Annotated in this window: 13 protein-coding genes; 9 read left to right on the top strand and 4 right to left on the bottom strand. The window is 57.9% G+C overall.

Annotation, left to right across the window (positions count from 1 at the left end; translation table 11 throughout):
* Positions 1-211 (bottom strand): SDR family NAD(P)-dependent oxidoreductase (locus ACYP01_RS27715; protein WP_116103880.1); only part of this gene is annotated, 211 nt, incomplete at its 3' end.
* A gap of 158 nt (positions 212-369) precedes the next feature.
* On the opposite strand from ACYP01_RS27715, the gene ACYP01_RS27710 reads away from it, so the two are divergent.
* Complete coding sequence (locus ACYP01_RS27710; protein WP_459683236.1) at positions 370-960, top strand: hypothetical protein; 591 nt, start codon at positions 370-372, stop codon at positions 958-960.
* A gap of 43 nt (positions 961-1,003) precedes the next feature.
* Here the strand turns inward: ACYP01_RS27710 and ACYP01_RS27705 are convergent, their stop codons facing one another.
* Positions 1,004-2,182, bottom strand: a complete 1,179-nt coding sequence (locus tag ACYP01_RS27705; protein WP_459683234.1) for a hypothetical protein — start codon at positions 2,180-2,182, stop codon at positions 1,004-1,006.
* A 241-nt stretch (positions 2,183-2,423) separates the two neighbouring features.
* On the opposite strand from ACYP01_RS27705, the gene ACYP01_RS27700 reads away from it, so the two are divergent.
* The 8 genes from ACYP01_RS27700 (at position 2,424) to ACYP01_RS27665 (ending at position 14,525) form a co-directional block, all read left to right on the top strand.
* The gene (locus ACYP01_RS27700; RefSeq protein ID WP_447000990.1) at positions 2,424-3,968 is read left to right on the top strand and encodes a type I restriction-modification system subunit M; all 1,545 of its coding nucleotides are present in this window, start codon (positions 2,424-2,426) and stop codon (positions 3,966-3,968) included.
* A complete protein-coding gene (locus tag ACYP01_RS27695) occupies positions 3,965-5,128 on the top strand; it encodes a restriction endonuclease subunit S (protein ID WP_447000991.1) in 1,164 nt (387 codons plus the stop codon). Before ACYP01_RS27700 ends, ACYP01_RS27695 begins: the two co-directional genes overlap by 4 nt.
* The gene (locus ACYP01_RS27690) at positions 5,079-7,253 is read left to right on the top strand and encodes a GmrSD restriction endonuclease domain-containing protein (protein WP_447000992.1); all 2,175 of its coding nucleotides are present in this window, start codon (positions 5,079-5,081) and stop codon (positions 7,251-7,253) included. The genes ACYP01_RS27695 and ACYP01_RS27690 overlap by 50 nt, the downstream gene beginning before the upstream one ends.
* A gap of 3 nt (positions 7,254-7,256) precedes the next feature.
* Positions 7,257-7,916, top strand: coding sequence for a DUF6308 family protein (locus ACYP01_RS27685; RefSeq protein ID WP_447000993.1), 660 nt, complete (start codon positions 7,257-7,259; stop codon positions 7,914-7,916).
* Between the two features lie 30 nt (positions 7,917-7,946).
* The gene (locus tag ACYP01_RS27680) at positions 7,947-8,405 is read left to right on the top strand and encodes an NADAR family protein (RefSeq protein WP_459683231.1); all 459 of its coding nucleotides are present in this window, start codon (positions 7,947-7,949) and stop codon (positions 8,403-8,405) included.
* A 162-nt stretch (positions 8,406-8,567) separates the two neighbouring features.
* Positions 8,568-12,017 (top strand): DEAD/DEAH box helicase family protein, encoded by a 3,450-nt coding sequence (locus tag ACYP01_RS27675; protein WP_447000995.1) that lies wholly within the window; start codon positions 8,568-8,570, stop codon positions 12,015-12,017.
* 54 nt (positions 12,018-12,071) lie between these two features.
* Positions 12,072-13,529: an HNH endonuclease signature motif containing protein gene (locus ACYP01_RS27670; protein ID WP_459683229.1), complete on the top strand. Its 1,458-nt coding sequence runs from the start codon at positions 12,072-12,074 to the stop codon at positions 13,527-13,529.
* Between the two features lie 3 nt (positions 13,530-13,532).
* Entirely contained in the window at positions 13,533-14,525 is a 993-nt protein-coding gene (locus tag ACYP01_RS27665) for an FAD-dependent monooxygenase (RefSeq protein ID WP_447000997.1), read from the top strand.
* Here the strand turns inward: ACYP01_RS27665 and ACYP01_RS27660 are convergent.
* Both ACYP01_RS27660 and ACYP01_RS27655 read right to left on the bottom strand, forming a co-directional pair.
* Complete coding sequence (locus tag ACYP01_RS27660; protein ID WP_459683226.1) at positions 14,503-15,054, bottom strand: GNAT family N-acetyltransferase; 552 nt, start codon at positions 15,052-15,054, stop codon at positions 14,503-14,505. The genes ACYP01_RS27665 and ACYP01_RS27660 overlap by 23 nt on opposite strands.
* The gene (locus ACYP01_RS27655) at positions 15,051-15,734 is read right to left on the bottom strand and encodes a TetR/AcrR family transcriptional regulator (RefSeq protein ID WP_081557182.1); all 684 of its coding nucleotides are present in this window, start codon (positions 15,732-15,734) and stop codon (positions 15,051-15,053) included. Before ACYP01_RS27655 ends, ACYP01_RS27660 begins: the two co-directional genes overlap by 4 nt.
* Between the last annotated feature and the right edge of the window lie 88 nt (positions 15,735-15,822).

Raw genomic sequence — 15,822 nt, 5'->3', positions numbered from 1 at the left:
GGTTGATCGCTGCTTCGACCTCTTCGCCGCTGGTCACGTCGGTGGGGATGAGGGTGACGCCGGCGGGGACGTTGTCGCCTGCGCGCTCGATCGACGCGGGCAGATCCAGGCCGAAGACGGTAGCGCCGGCGTCGGCGAGGCGCTTGGCTGTTGCGGCGCCGAGGCCTGATGCCGCTCCGGTGACCAGTGCTGCGGTTCCCTTGATTTCCACTTCGTGTGCTCCTCGAGTTAGCGATCGGTAAGGCGGTGGTACGTGTCGAGAACCATAACGCGAGGGTGTATGTGAGGGCGAACGCGCGAGACCCGCGTAGGGCTGGGTACCTTGGACGCGAGGTCTGAGAGCAAAGCACCGGACGAGAGGGGACCTGCGTGAGCAAGGCGCCTGTGCGTCCCGCCGCTTCTGTCGAGAATTTCGAGCGGTTGCAGCGCGACCCTCTCTTCGAAGATCTCGCCGAACTGATTGCCGAGGTTCTCTCCTACGCGTTCGACGCTCCGGCCGCCGTCGAGATCGAACAGTGGACGATCAGTTGCCTGCCGTCGACCAACCGATCCGCGGAGCGCCATCGCTTGTTCACACTCAATATCGGTCCGATGGAGATTCTGAGCGTCGAGTGCCATCTGGTCGGCGGTAAGCCGATCGAGCACGTCATATCCGTCTACGTATCCAGTTCGGCACTGGAATCGCGAACCGGCTGCAGCATCGAAGAACTCGACGCCAAGCACGATCTGGTCGCCATCAGACGCACCGAGTTGGCGTCCGCCGACGGCGACGGGACCGTGATCGACTGCAGTCTCGAGGACTCGGATGCGTTGGAACAGTTTGCTCAACTGCCCGTCGACATGACGACGGTTCGTCCGCTCGCGGAGCATCTTGTTGCCAAGGGCAAGGGCCCATTTCGGCAGTATCACAACGCCGGGTTCGCCAAATATGTACTGGAAAGGTCACTCGACCATGGTTGATCAGGCGGATTCGGCACGTACCGAATCCACCTGATCAGTGGGATCAGTTGGTCTCTGGGACTCCAGTCACGCGATCAACCCACCTGACGAAGCGAGCCCAGACTCCGGGCCGTGCCGTCGGGGTTTCCGCTTCGGACTGAATTCTTCGTAGAGATTCGATCTTTCGGACCAGGCTGGCGTGCATCGCGCTTCGGAGGGTGGATCCGGGAATCCAGCGTGCATGCTCTCGACTCAATCCCCAGCCCACCAGCACAGCCGGCAGGAACAGTGCGATGGTGCCGACCAGAATTCGCGCGACAACGATTGAGTAATTCGGCCACGCTTCAAGTACAGCGATCGTGAAGGTCAAGATGGCGATGAGGTACGACAGGGTTCCCATGACGACGATGAAGACGGCGGTACCGAAATCTCGGCCGAGGAACAAGCGGGTCGAGACGAAGACCGTGTACAGTGCGAGTGTTGTCAGGAACCCCGCCGCGAGGACCACGCCGCCAATAGTCGACGCCCAGTTGATCTCTCGATGATCGACCACTCCGAGATACAGGAAATGGAGAATCGCAGGCAGAGTCGCCGCGGCGCCGATCGCGCACACGTCAAGGGCGACATGCAACCTACGAGTACCGGACGTCATTGGCGCGCTGGGTCGCCATAGGTCCGCCACGACCGTGAGACTCTCGATGTTTGCACTTCGCTCGGCCGCAGGCAGCCGACGCTGAACAGGCGCATCCTTGCCGAGGAGGTGATACAGGTCGGAGGAAATGATCACTACACCGACCGACAACATTGCGACCGCGATGCCACTGAATTCGATCCTTTCAGGTGCGCCATTGAGAAGGACCGACATGCCGATGAAGGTGGCGAGCGGCCCCATGGCGATCCCGGTGGTGGCTAAGTAGCGTTTGCGAATTTGGACGACAATATCGTTGGTACTCAACAGTTCTGCTCCCCATGCGGCTACATGCAGAACAGTCACGATACCAACCAGAATTCCGAGGATGCCTACACCCAAGACCGGCTCCATGCTCATCGCGACGCTGATATCCGACGGATTGGATTCGTTCAGCGAGATAATCCAAACGACCAGCTGCATCATCGTTGCAACTGCGGCGTACACAACCAGCCCGCGTGCCAACTGCGCGGCAACCTGCCTCCAGAACGCACTCGTACCGGATGAAACTTCTCGCGCGATGGCGTCCTCGAACTCGTCGGAATTGGTACTCATCGGGTCCCCCTCGTTAGTGAGAACAGAAGTCGAGACGACTTCTGGCCCCCGCATTGTCGAGAGCCGAACAGATTGGCATGGGGCACCGACAAGTTTGTTGATTCGAACCAACCTGCCGGTGTTGGGTGGCGCCGACCAAGCTGAAGGTGAGTGAGCGCGGTACTCTGCAATGTTGCAGCGGCAGCCGGGGGCACAGTTGACTGTGTCTACCGATACGCAGAACAAGGTGGTAGCAGCACACGTGATTACTGGTGAGGTCAAAAGCAAGGTTGACGCGGTTTGGGATGCCTTCTGGACGGGCGGCATATCCAATCCCCTCGAGGTGATGGAACAGATCACGTATCTGCTGTTCATCCGGCGTCTCGACGACGAGCAGACGCTTGCGCTCAGCAAAGCCAACATGCTCGGCCGCCCTGTGGAAGGAAACCCCTTTCCGATCGGAACCGACGACGAAGGGCGTGACTACGACGAGTTGCGTTGGTCGCGGATCAAGAACATGTCTGCCGATGAGGCCTTCGCAGTGGTCGATCAGCGCGTCTTTCCCTTCATCAAGAACATTCGTGGTGAGGATTCCACGTACGCGCACTTCATGAAGGATGCGCGACTCACAATCCCCAATGCAGGGATGCTCCAGCGCGTAATCGACCGCCTTGACGGTGTTCCCATGGAAAATTTGGATACCAAGGGCGACATCTACGAGTACCTGCTCTCCAAGATTGCGAGTGCCGGTCAGAACGGTCAGTTCCGTACCCCTCGCCACATCATCCAGCTGATGGTCGAGATGATGGAACCCAAGCCTGGCGATCGCATTGTCGATCCTGCCTCGGGTACCTGTGGCTTCTTGGTCGGGGCATCCGAATACATGCGCGCAAATCACGCTGACTCGATCAATTCCGGGGCGGGTCACGAGCAGTACCACCACGACATGTTCCATGGCTTCGACTTCGACAACACAATGCTTCGAATCGGCTCGATGAACATGATGCTTCACGGTGTCGAGCAGCCCGACGTTCGATACCGAGATTCGTTGGCGGAAGCCAATACCGGTGATGCCGGCGCGTATTCGTTGATCCTTGCCAATCCGCCGTTCGCGGGCTCGCTGGATTACGAGAACACCGCAAAGGATTTGCAGCAGATCGTCAAGACCAAGAAGACGGAATTGCTGTTCCTGGCTCTCTTCCTGAGGCTCCTCAAGCCCGGTGGGCGCGCGGCCGTCATCGTGCCGGACGGCGTGATGTTCGGAAGTTCCAAGGCTCACAAGGAGCTTCGCAAGATCCTGGTTGAGGACCAAAAGCTCGACGCGGTTGTGAAGCTGCCTTCTGGCGTGTTCAAGCCGTATGCCGGTGTCTCCACAGCGATTCTCTTCTTTACGAAAACGGACTCCGGTGGAACCGACAACGTCTGGTTCTACGACGTTCAGTCCGATGGCTACTCGCTCGACGATCGACGCACACCATTGCTCGATGAGGACAAGTTAGGTGTACTCGCCGCGGTCTCCGGCGACGAACATGCGAAGAACAACTTGCCGGATGTGTTGCATCGCTGGAATCTTCGTGATTCACATGAGATCAACAGGCCGCGCACGGAGCAGTCATTCTGCGTCTCGAAGGCTGACATCGTGGCTCAGGGGTACGACCTCTCCTTGAATCGGTACAAGGAAATAGTTCACGAAGAGGTTGAGCATCGTTCTCCTGCAGCCATTTTGGACGATCTGGATCGCCTCGAGAAGGAAATTGTCGACGGCATGGCTCAGCTCCGCGACATGCTCGCCGGTGGTTCGGAATGACCGCCTGGCCGACAGTTGAGTTGGGTGAGCTGATGGTTAAACGTGCAGGTTCGGTGGACCCGTCAAAACATCCGGATGAAGTATTTGATCTCTACAGCATTCCGGCATTCGATGCCGGTGCGCCCGAAATAGTATCAGGATCAGGAATCGGATCCTCGAAGCAGATCGTTTCTGCTGGAGATCTTCTTCTGTCGAGGATTGTGCCGCATATTAGGCGAGCATGGGTAGTTGGATCTGACCAGGGGCGAAGGCTGATTGCCTCTGGTGAGTGGATGGTTTTCCGCTCCGATCGGATTCACGCTGATTGGCTTCGGCACGTGCTGACTGGCGATGTTTTTCATGCTCAGTTGATGCAGACAGTGGCGGGGGTTGGCGGCTCTCTGATGAGGGCTCGCCCTGCGCACGTTGCAACGATAGCGATCCCGCTCCCTCCCCTCCCCGAACAGCGCCGGATAGCGGCGATTCTCGATCATGCCGATACCCTCCGTGCCAAGCGCCGCGAAGCGCTCGCCCAGTTGGAGGAGTTAACCCAGTCGATATTCATCGACATGTTTGGAGATGCGGGCTCTAAAGATACCCTGTTCCGTACGGTGAATATAGGAGAAATAGCTCTTCAAGTTACCGATGGCGAACATCAAACGCCGAAGCGGGAGAGCGAAGGCGTCCTACTGCTCTCGGCTCGCAATGTGCATCACGGTAGGCTTGACCTGGGCACTGTTGATCATATTGGAACCTCAGAATATGAGCGTATCCGCAAGCGTTGTGACCCAAAAGTCGGCGACATCTTAATTTCGTGTTCTGGGTCGATTGGGCGTGTAGCGGTGGTCCCGGAGATGGAGCCGTTCTCGCTAGTGAGAAGTGTTGCATTGGTGCGATTCCCTCCTGATCAATTGCTTCCGAATTTTGTTATGCATTACCTGCGGACACCGCAGTTGCAACGAATGATGCAGCAACGCGCGAATTCCTCTGCTCAAGCTAATCTTTTTCAGGGGCCGATTAGAGAACTTCCAATCGTCGTACCTCCAATCGGGCTGCAGAAGTCTTTTGAATTGAAGGCAGCTCAGATCGATGTACTAAAGCGCCAACAGCAGAGTGCGCTCGGCGCCTTTGATGACTTATTTGCTTCTCTCCAGCACCGGGCTTTTCGAGGAGAACTCTGAAATGAAAGCCTCCGAAACAACCTTGATGGACTTCCTGAGGACGGGAGTGCAATTCGAGATCCCTATCTATCAGCGCACGTACTCGTGGACGGTGCAGCAGTGCAAGACGCTGTGGGATGACGTTGTGCGTGCAGGTGGCAGTGATCGCGTCGGGGCGCACTTCATCGGCTCGATTGTCCATATCAGCAAGGGGCAATCAAACCTGACGAGCCAAGAACCACTCTTGGTGATCGATGGTCAGCAACGGTTGACGTCTGTAACGCTACTGATCCATGCGCTTGCTTCGGAACTGGCGAAGCTACCCGCGTCGGAACAGCAACCGCTCGATGGATATTCACCCACGAAGCTACACAAACGCTTCCTCATCAATGATGACGAGGACGACGATCGCCGGTACAAGCTACTTCTCACTCAGACGGATCGATCTACTCTCATCGCTCTGCTTGACAATCGTCCTCGCCCAGAAGACCATTCACTGCTGGTCACGGCGAATCACGAGTGGTTCTGTCAAGCCATTCAGGACTATGTTCGGCAGGGTGGAGACCTCGCCGTCGTTTGTCAGGGACTGGCGAAACTGATGGTTGTGGACATCGCGCTTGCACGCGATCAGGAGAATCCGCAGTTGATCTTCGAGTCGATGAACTCGACAGGCAAGGAACTCAGCCAAGCAGACTTGATTCGGAATTACGTACTGATGGGTGCGCCAAACCGACTGCAGCGAGATCTATATGAAAAATATTGGCGTCCAATGGAGTTGGGATTCGGCCAGTCGGCGTACGCAACCCAATTCGATGCCTTTGTCCGCAACTATCTCACGATGAAAACGGGAGTGACGCCGAAGCGCGACGAAGTTTACGAGGCGTTCAAGAAGCACTCTCGGAATCTTGCGGGATCAGACGGAGATATCAACGCCGCTGATCATCTACACAAGGTGCTCAGTGGGCTACGCGATCATGCCGGCTACTATTGCCGAATTGCACTAGGTAGGGAAGAGGATGCGACGCTGCGAGATGCGTTCGCCGACTTCAATGAACTGAAGGCCGACACGGCCTACCCTGCAATGCTCGAGTTTTACAACGACTACGAAGACGGCGTAATCAGTCGCGATGATTTCGTTGAGGTCATTCGGATGTTGGAATCGTACGTATTCCGTCGAGCCGTGTGCGGGATCCCCCCCAACTCGCTGAAGCTTACGTTCCAGAACTTGGCGAAGACGATCGACAAGTCGAACTACCTCGACAGTCTTGCGGCAAATCTTCTCAGTCTCGGGACGTACAAGAAGTTTCCGAATGACGAGACGTTCGCCGCTGCCCTGCACCGTTTCGATGCGTACAATTTCAAACGCCGCTTGTATCTCCTTCGTAGATTGGAGAATTGGGCGACAAAAGAACCTGCTCAGGTTGGACAGTACACAATCGAGCACATCCTGCCGCAGAACCCGGACCTGTCGCCTGCATGGCGCGAATCGCTCGGAGCTGAATGGGAGCGGGTTCAAGGGGAGTGGTTGCATTCCCTGGGAAATCTGACTCTGACCGGATATAACTCGGAGTACAGTGATCGACCGTTTTCGGAGAAGCGTGATATCAAGGGTGGCTTTCGGGACAGTCCGCTTCGGCTGAACAAGAGTCTGCGGGATCTTGCGGTTTGGGATGAGTCAGCAATCATGGACCGGGGAACTGAATTAGCACAGCGGGCGGTGGAGGTCTGGTCTCGGCCGAGTATGCCGGAAGGTGTTGCAGTAGATGCGCTTACGTCGGGTCCGCAGTATGGCGTAGACAACTTTGAGCATCTGAGATCCCAGCGTATCCGTGAGATGTATGACGCGCTGGTAAGGGAATTGCGGGCTCTCGATTCGACGATAGCGATTGAGTACCGCAAGGTGCACATCGATTTCGCAGCTAACGGTACGTTCATGGATCTCGTTCCGCAGGCGGGTGGATTGCGTATCCAACTACATGTTCCTTACGAAGAGCTCGATGATCCGCGTGAAATCTGTGCAGATGTCAGTGACATCAGCCGTTGGGGTACGGGCGAAACCCGTTTCCTCCTGGCCGCATACGATGAATTGCCCTATGCGTTGGGACTGATTCGACAGGCTTTCGACAGGCAGTTGGACGTGGAGTGAATCATGTCTGAGGAATATCTGATCCGCCTGCCGCGTGTTCTGCGCGACGGTGACAGCGCTGGTGCTGTGGATGTACTGCAGGAGTACTTCACTCGCAAGGTCCAGAAGACGGGCTATTTGCGAACCGGAGCGCTGTGGGATTCTTGGGATCCGAGCGGGCACCGTCTCAAGGACGTCGACCGATTCACCGCGGAAGATCTTGTCGCGGTGACACTCCTGTCGGTCAAGGTGCCTGGGCAGGGAGCCTTGATCTTGCTCGGAGAGAAGAACGACGAGTTGAACGCATTGCTCGTCGAAGTCGGTCCAGATCGTGACCTTGCGAGTGAATCCGAAGAGATGACAGCGGATTCAGCGGCATGGCGCCTGGAAACAGCGCTGCGAGAAATTCATGGGGTTGGCCGAACGATCGCCTCGAAACTCATTGCGCGCAAACGTCCTCGGTTGTACCCGATTTACGACGACGTAGTAGGCCGGGTGCTCGAGACCAAAGCAGCCCACCTGGAACCGGTGCGACAATCTCTGCACGCGCGCAATGGCGAACTTCATCAGCGGTTGCTGGATTTGCGCGATCGGGCCGGCTTGGGCGAAGACGTGCCAGCCGTTCGAATCCTGGACGTGCTTGCCTGGATGCAGGGCAAGGGATACAAGCCGATCGCCTCGTAAGGAGACCTGATGGAGCAACGCACGTGGCAGTTGGGAGCGTTGCCGATACCGATTATCGACGCCTTTGTCGGTGAGCACGAATACATGTCGAATATGTATCCCGCTCCGACGCTGCACCGTGGTCAGCTCTTTCCCTCGAGTGAGCATGCCTACGCTGCGGCGAAGTCGAGTGATCCAACGGTGATCCGTGCGATCCTCGCCACCGATGATCCTGCCGAGGCTAAGAAGATCGGCCGCACCGCGACGCTCGTTGAAGGTTGGGAAGCTTCGAAGTTTCGCGTCATGGAATCGGTCGTCACGTCAAAGTTCGTACAAAACCCCGATCTGGCAGATCGCCTTCGTAGCACCGGAGGCTCGCTGATTGTCGAAGGCAATGTCTGGCACGACCAAATCTGGGGAAGCTGTAGCTGTTCGCGGCATCGAGACGTTCCAGGTGGGAATGCACTTGGTGTCATCCTCATGGCGGTGAGGATGAGAATGGTCGAATAGGAAGGGTGTGTTTCGCGCGGACTCTGGACCAGAGACCCTCGGCGTCCGAGCCTCGCTTAAACATGTCGGAGGGTGCTACTAACGTCTGTCGGTTCGGTATCGAGTACCTGGACTGTGTAAAGATCAGCGCAGGTTGTGTATCTGTAGAAGGGTGTAAGTCCAATGGTCGGAAACTTTGATTTCCTACATGCTGAATGGCCTCAGCTGCATGCAGAGGCTCGGAAAGCAGAACGAGACGCACTCTTCGATGCCAGGACCACCTGTTTCTATGCACGCCGGACGGTCGAGATCACCGTCAAATGGATTTACCAGATGGAATCCTTGTCGGTGCCCTACAAGGATGATCTAGCGGCCAGGCTCCATGATCCCGCATTTGTGACCATTATCGGTCACTCCCTTCAGTCGAAGATGAACCTCATTCGCAAACTCGGTAACACCGCAGTGCATGAAGCGCGTCCGATTCCCGAGGATGTCGGGCGGAAAGTGCTTGACGAGATGTTCCACATTCTGTCGTGGCTTGCACGGAAATATGCCACGCAGTCGTCGAGTAAACCGTCACCGCAGTTGCAATTCAACCCGCAGTTGCTGCCGAAACCGAGTGGCGGACCTGCAGCGGTGGCCAAGACCGTCGCACAGTTGAAGTCACTCGAAGAGGCAATGGCAGCCAAGGACGCTCTTCTGGAGCAGTCCGAAGCTGAGAAGCAGAATCTAGCCGCGCAGCTTGCCGCCCGTGATGTCGAGAAGAAATCCAGTGAGATCGCGGTTGCGACTCTCGAGCAGTTGGTCGAGCAGCTCAAAGCAGAGGTTGCTGCAGCGCAATCGGCTTCTGCGATCATTCCCGATACTCACAATTACAACGAAGCCCAAACGCGTTCCGAAATAATCAATCTGCTGCTTCGCGAATCCGGCTGGTTGCTTGATGAACCGCGGAACCTCGAGTTCCCCGTCGACGGAATGCCCGACGGAAAGAAGGGATACGTCGACTACGTGCTCTGGGGCAAAGACGGATTGCCGCTAGCTGTTGTCGAAGCGAAGAGGGCATCGAGGGACGCGAACGTAGGTAAGCAGCAGGCAGTGTTGTATGCCGACTGCCTTCAAAAGATGTACGGACAGCGTCCGATCATCTACTACACCAACGGTTTCGATCACTACTTCTGGGACGATCATGACTCGACGCCCCGACCGATCGAAGGATTTCACACGCGTGACGAGCTGGATCTGATCATTCAACGGCGCACTTCGCGAAAGTTGCTCGCTGACACCGCTGTTCCCAAGGAGATTGCGGGGCGTCTCTACCAGGAACACGCGATCAGGAGAGTGGCGGAGCATTTCGAGACCGACAAACAACGAGCCGCGTTGTTGGTCATGGCGACTGGCTCCGGTAAGACACGCACGGTAGTGGCGCTGTCGGACATGATGATGCGCGCTAATTGGGCGAAGCGCATCTTGTTCCTTGCCGACCGCAAAGCGCTGGTCAGGCAGGCAGTCAACGCGTTCAAAGCTCATCTGCCGGACTCGTCACCGGTAAATCTGTTGACAGACAAGAACACCGAGGGTCGGGTCTACGTCTCTACCTATCCGACGATGATGGGCCTCATCAACGAGGTGAACGGTGGTGTACGACGGTTCGGGCCAGGATACTTCGACCTTGTTGTGATTGACGAGGCCCATCGGTCGGTTTACCAGAAATACGGTCAGATCTTTTCCTACTTCGATTCGTATCTGCTCGGTTTGACAGCAACACCCAAGTCCGACGTCGATCACAACACCTACGCACTGTTCAAGCTCGAAGATGGGGTGCCGACCGACGACTACAGCCTCGAGCAGGCAATTGAAGAGAAGTATCTCGTACCGCCGCGAGCTGTACCCGTGCCTTTGAAGTTCCCCTCGCTGGGGATCAAATACGCAGATCTTTCTGAAGAGGAGAAGAAGCGCTGGGAAGGTATCGACTGGGGCGACGATGTCGACGAAGGCGAGATCCTCGACGCGGTGCAGGCTGAGGCAGTCAACAAGTGGCTCTTCAATATCGACACGGTCGACAAGGTCCTCGAGACGCTGATGAAACATGGCCATCATGTCGCCGGCGGCGATAGGTTGGGTAAGACGATCATCTTCGCGAAGAACCAGCGTCATGCAGACTTCATCTCCGAACGGTTCGACGCCAACTATCCGACGTTCAAGGGTTCGTTTGCTCGCGTGATCACCCATCAGGTGACGTTCAGCCAAGACCTGATCGACAAGTTCTCGATGCCTGACCAGGAACCTCACATCGCGATTTCGGTAGACATGCTCGATACCGGAATTGACGTGCCCGACGTCGTGAATCTCGTGTTCTTCAAACCTGTTCGATCGAAGGCGAAGTTTTGGCAGATGGTGGGTCGAGGTACGCGTCTTCGCGAAAATCTCTACGGCCCGGGCCAGGACAAGGAAAACTTCTTCATTTTCGATGTCTGTGGAAATTTCGACTATTTCAACGCGCATCCGGATGCGGCGGATGGGGCTGCGACAGTCTCACTGTCTCAGCGGTTGTTCAGCACCCGAACGGATCTGGTTTTCGCTCTCGGTAAGAACGGAACCGACAACGATCTGCGCGTCGAAGTCGCGGACATGCTGCACAAATCTGTAGTTGCTATGCGGCTGGACAATTTCATCGTCCGCTCCAAGCGCCGACACGTCGAGAAGTATGCCAATCGGGACGAGTGGGAGTCGCTGACCGAGCAAAAAGCAGCGGAGATCGTCGACAACTTGGCTGGTTTGCCGACAGAAGTTCGCGACAGTGACGAGATGGCAAAGCGGTTCGACCTGATGGTTTTACGTGCCCAATTGGCTGTGGTGAACAACGACGGCACGCTGCCCAAGTATCAAGACCCCATCCGAAGCATTGCTGACGGACTGTTGGACCAGGGACTGAGCATTCCCCAGGTGAAGGCGAAAGAAAAACTGCTCCGCGAGGTTGCGAGCGACGAGTGGTGGGAAGACGTCACGTTGCAGATGCTCGAGGAAGCTCGACGAGAACTGCGATCGATCGTGCGTCTGCTTGAAAAGAAGAAAGCGGTGATCGTCTACACCGATTTCAAGGACACTCTTGGTGACGTCGTCGAAATCGATATGCCGACATTGCATTCCGGAACTGATGTCGAGCGCTTCAGGGCCAAGGTGAAGGACTATTTGCGTCGACAGCCAGAGAACTTGGCTCTGCGAAAGTTGCGCACGAACAAGGCGTTGACTCAAGCTGACCTTGAATCACTGGAAGAGCTGTTGGCCCGCAGCGGCGCAGGCGAACCCGAGGATTTCAAACGCGCGGCGGAAAACGCCAAGGGACTCGGCAGGTTCATACGATCCCTGGTGGGACTGGACCAACAGGCGGCAACCGAGGCTTTCTCGGAATTCCTTGACGGGCGTACGGCTACAGCCAACCAGATCGACTTCGTGCATCTCGTGATCGCACACGTGACCAAGCACGGAACCATGGATCCGGCTCTGTTGTTCGAGGCGCCCTTCACGGACGGTGCACCGCAGGGCCCCGGGCAGGTCTTCGAAACGGGCAAATCGCTGCGTTTGGTTGAAGTGCTCCGGAGTATCAATGATTCGGCCGATGCGGTAACAGCGTAGGGAGCCTGCTGATTCGTATGGCAGTTGTCGGTGGGTGGGTCTATTATCGAATGTATGTTCGATAGTGGATCGACGGGCGGTGTCGGGACAGTCGTAGATGACGGCCGTCCTGACGTCGATCCACTCATGTTGCCGGACATGCTCTTTGCGACGGCGCAGAGCGAGAACATGCTTGCCGCGCAAAAGGTGCTCGGTGCATCCATGTTGTCGGAGTCGAGATTCAACGCCGAACTCGACGTGTCCGGTGATGTCGACAAGGCGTGGCGGATCGCATGCAACGAGATCGCGGTCATGCTCACGTGCTCGCGTCGTACTGCCGAAGTCCACATCGAGATCGGTGATGCCCTACGGGAGTTCCTTCCGCTCACCAAGGCCGCCTTCGCTGCCGGCGAGCTGGACTATGCGCGCGTGCGCAAGATTGTCGACGGACTCACCGGGGCCGACCCCGAGGCGATCGCAGCACTCGAGCGCCGAGTACTTGCCTCCGCGCACCGTCTTCCGCCCGGGCAACTGGAGCGCGACATCGAACGTCAGCTCTTTGCCTACGATCCGGACGCTGCCGCCGAACGTCGCCGGAAAATGCTGGAACACCGCGATGTTCGCACGCGTGCAGACCGTCACGGACTCGCCCAGTTGCAGGCAACACTCAACGCGACCGAGGCCGTCGAGGCGCTCGGCCTGATCAACGAGGCCGCCGGAAGCGTCTGCAACCACGATCCACGAAATGCCTCGACGCGCGGGGCTGACGCGCTGGTCGCTCTCCTGCACGGCGAGAACGGGCTACGTTGCCAATGTGGCAGCCAAACGTGCGTGGCTGCGTCCACGGCAGCCCAACCAACTACATCCTCACGACGGAAGCCGTTGTTGCACATCGTGTGTGACCTGGCGACGCTCCTCGGATTGACGTCAGATCCCGCGAGCATCGACGGGTACGGACCGATCGATCCTGATTTTGCTCGCGAGCTTGCTGCCGATTCCACCTGGCAGGCATTGTTCGTAGATTTCCGCGCCCAGGCCGCGGGGAATCGACCGCGTCGGCAGCATGCTCCGACTGTCCTGCCGCTTGTCACCCGACGTGATCGCCCAAGTCGCGAATCGAAAGGCTGCGGGGATCGGATTCGGGAAATGCAACGGTTGGTCGAGCGATCCCCCGACATAGTTCGAAGATCGGATGGGCATGGCGCCCAGCCCGATCCACCTCCCGGCGCGCTGACCTATGCTCCGGGAGCGGCATTGGCGGCGCTTGTACGGGCCGTCGACGGTCACTGCCGGTTCCCTGGTTGTTCGGTGCCCGCGAACAGGTGCCAACTCGACCACATCACCGAGTTCGATCCTTCCGATCCGAGACGTGGTGGGTGGACCATTGCGAGCAACCTCCAATGCCTGTGTCGTCATCACCATCAGGTGAAGACATACAGGTTGTGGACGCCGGTAATGCTGGAGGATCGAGCCATTCACTGGACCGACAACACCAGCGGGTTGACGGCTGTCACAGTTCCGGAGAGGATCTGACCTGTGCCGGAGGGACAATGCGCTGGAATCGTCGGCGGGGGAATTGGCGGGCTGACGGCTGCCATCGCGCTCCGCAAAGCAGGCTGGGATGTCACCGTGTACGAGCGTGCGTCCGAGTTCACGGAGGTAGGCGCCGCCGTCGTGCTGTTTCCCAACGCGCTGGCAGCGTTGGACGAAATCGGTGTAGGTGAACAGGTCAGGGCTAACTCCCTTCCGTACAGCTCGGGCGCGATCAGGAATCTGCGCGGGCAAAATCTGGTGACGCGCAGAATTGGTGACCTCGCCGGCGGACGCGATCTGGTGACAATCCACCGCGCCGTTCTGATCGAGGTGTTGGTTCGCGCCCTCCCCGCCGAGTGTCTACGCACCGGAACCAGGGTGACGGGTGTGGGCTGCGGGGATCACGGCCGCGGCGAGATCGTCACCGACGGTGATACCGCTCGATACGACCTTGTCGTTGCCGCGGACGGTGTGCATAGTGTTGTGCGACAGCAGATCTGGCTCGGCGAGGGAACCGTGGTACATACCGGAGTGTCAGCTTGGCGCTGGATCGTCGATGGCCCACCGCCGAATTTTGTCGGACAGGTGTGGGGGGTTCGAGGGGAGTTCGGGATTCTCCCGTTGGCGGGCAACCGCACCTACGCCTTCGCGGGTGCGCAACGCGGCGTCGAGAGTCTCGCGCATTTTGCCGACTGGCCCGAACCGGTGTCGCAACTGGTCGCGAACGCTGATCCGGCTCGCATCATCGAGAACGAGTTGCTCGAGATTCGGACCCCGAAGTTGTTGACACGCGGCAAAGTTGCGTTGATCGGAGATGCCGCTCATGCCATGCGACCCCACCTCGGGCTAGGTGCGGCTTTGGCGATCGAGGACGCAGTTACTCGCCTGCTGGCGGCGGTGCGTGACGTCGTTGTGCGGTTGACTCCCGACATTCTTGCCTTGTCGGTATTCGGTGTGATCAACCGTTGGCGGCCTAAGCCGATCGAGAGGCACTGACTTCGAAGATGGTCTCCAGACCGTCTTCTTCGTCCCACTGCTCACCGACTTCGTTGAAACCGTACTGGCTGATCAGATTTCGTGATGCGATGTTGTCCGGACTGATGGTCGCTCGAACGGTGTGTACTTCGGATTCGCGACTTGCGACGTCGAGAAGTATCTCGAGGGCGGTTCGTGCGTAGCCCTGACGCCGGAACGCCGGGTCGATGCGATATCCGACCTCCACCATCCCGCGCGCATCGGGGCGACCGTGGAATCCGGCCAACCCCACCGGCGTCGAGGTGCGGGCATCGACTGCGATGCGGGTGATCCACGCGCTGTCGAGGGGATTCTCTGCTATCTGCTTGCTACGGTAGCGCCACAAGCCCTGGCATTCTTCGCCGAGGAGATACGGGGTCAGGAGGTCGGGTGCGAGTTCCATTGCAAGAGTGGCGTTGTCTTCACCAAGTGCGTGGAGGGCGAGTGATGGAACCTGGACCAGTTGAAGTCCACGTCCGCCGAGTGTCCAGGGTAGTTCGGTGACTGTCACAGGTCGGCGATCGGAGTCGACAGCGTTATGTCGACGCCGATGCTCCGGAGATTGCCGTCGAGAACCTGCCAGATGGAGCGCCCCAGGAACTCGGCCAATTCCGCACTGGACACATCGGAACCCGGCTGGCTGAGCCAACGGTTGACGCTGACGTCGACCAATCCGATGACGCCGAAAGCCAAGGGCTCCGCCATCTTCGACGGTTTGCCACGGCTGGTGAGGATCGTGCCCAACAAATTTCCCAATTGGACGGCGATGGCCGTCTTGGTTCCGGTCACCACTTTCGAACCGGTGGCCCGCGTACTCGGCGAGCCCTTGCCTAAAAAGTGGTGCAGTCGTGGATATTTCACAATCCACTGAAGGTAGGTCTCGACGGCCCGTGAGATGGCCTCGCCGACGGTGCCCTTCGGCGTGAGAGTGGGGGCCAGGTCGGTCATCATCATCTCGAGGATGCGGACTCGCAGCTGCTCGTCGAGGTCGGCTCGATCCTTGAAGATCCGGTAGACAACGGAACGGGGGACGTCGGCGCGCTCGGCGATCTGCTGGACGCCGACGTCGGCGCCACCTTCGTTGACTGCATCGAGTGCTGCGTCGAGGATCCGCGCTTTGCGCTGCTCCTTGTGATCGTTCCAGCGAGTGCTGCGCCCGTCGGGCTGCGCCGACTCGGCTGTTTTTGTCATAAATCGAACGATACTCACCCCGCCATTGACTGGACAAGATGTCTCACATACTTTGGTGGGACAGCGTGTCACACACAGATACCGTTCT

This window comes from Rhodococcus sp. no. 34, from assembly GCF_054589475.1.
Note: the sequence above shows the minus strand (reverse complement) of the source record. Positions and strands in the feature narration are given on the sequence as shown.

What these genes read in the sequence shown, in the direction of transcription:
- ACYP01_RS27695 (WP_447000991.1), top strand. Translation starts at nt 3,965, where the DNA reads ATGACCGCCTGGCCGACAGTTGAGTTGGGTGAGCTGATGGTTAAACGT.
- ACYP01_RS27675 (WP_447000995.1), top strand. Translation starts at nt 8,568, where the DNA reads ATGGTCGGAAACTTTGATTTCCTACATGCTGAATGGCCTCAGCTGCAT.
- ACYP01_RS27690 (WP_447000992.1), top strand. Translation starts at nt 5,079, where the DNA reads ATGACTTATTTGCTTCTCTCCAGCACCGGGCTTTTCGAGGAGAACTCT.
- ACYP01_RS27685 (WP_447000993.1), top strand. Translation starts at nt 7,257, where the DNA reads ATGTCTGAGGAATATCTGATCCGCCTGCCGCGTGTTCTGCGCGACGGT.
- ACYP01_RS27705 (WP_459683234.1), bottom strand. Translation starts at nt 2,182, where the DNA reads ATGAGTACCAATTCCGACGAGTTCGAGGACGCCATCGCGCGAGAAGTT.
- ACYP01_RS27655 (WP_081557182.1), bottom strand. Translation starts at nt 15,734, where the DNA reads ATGACAAAAACAGCCGAGTCGGCGCAGCCCGACGGGCGCAGCACTCGC.
- ACYP01_RS27670 (WP_459683229.1), top strand. Translation starts at nt 12,072, where the DNA reads ATGTTCGATAGTGGATCGACGGGCGGTGTCGGGACAGTCGTAGATGAC.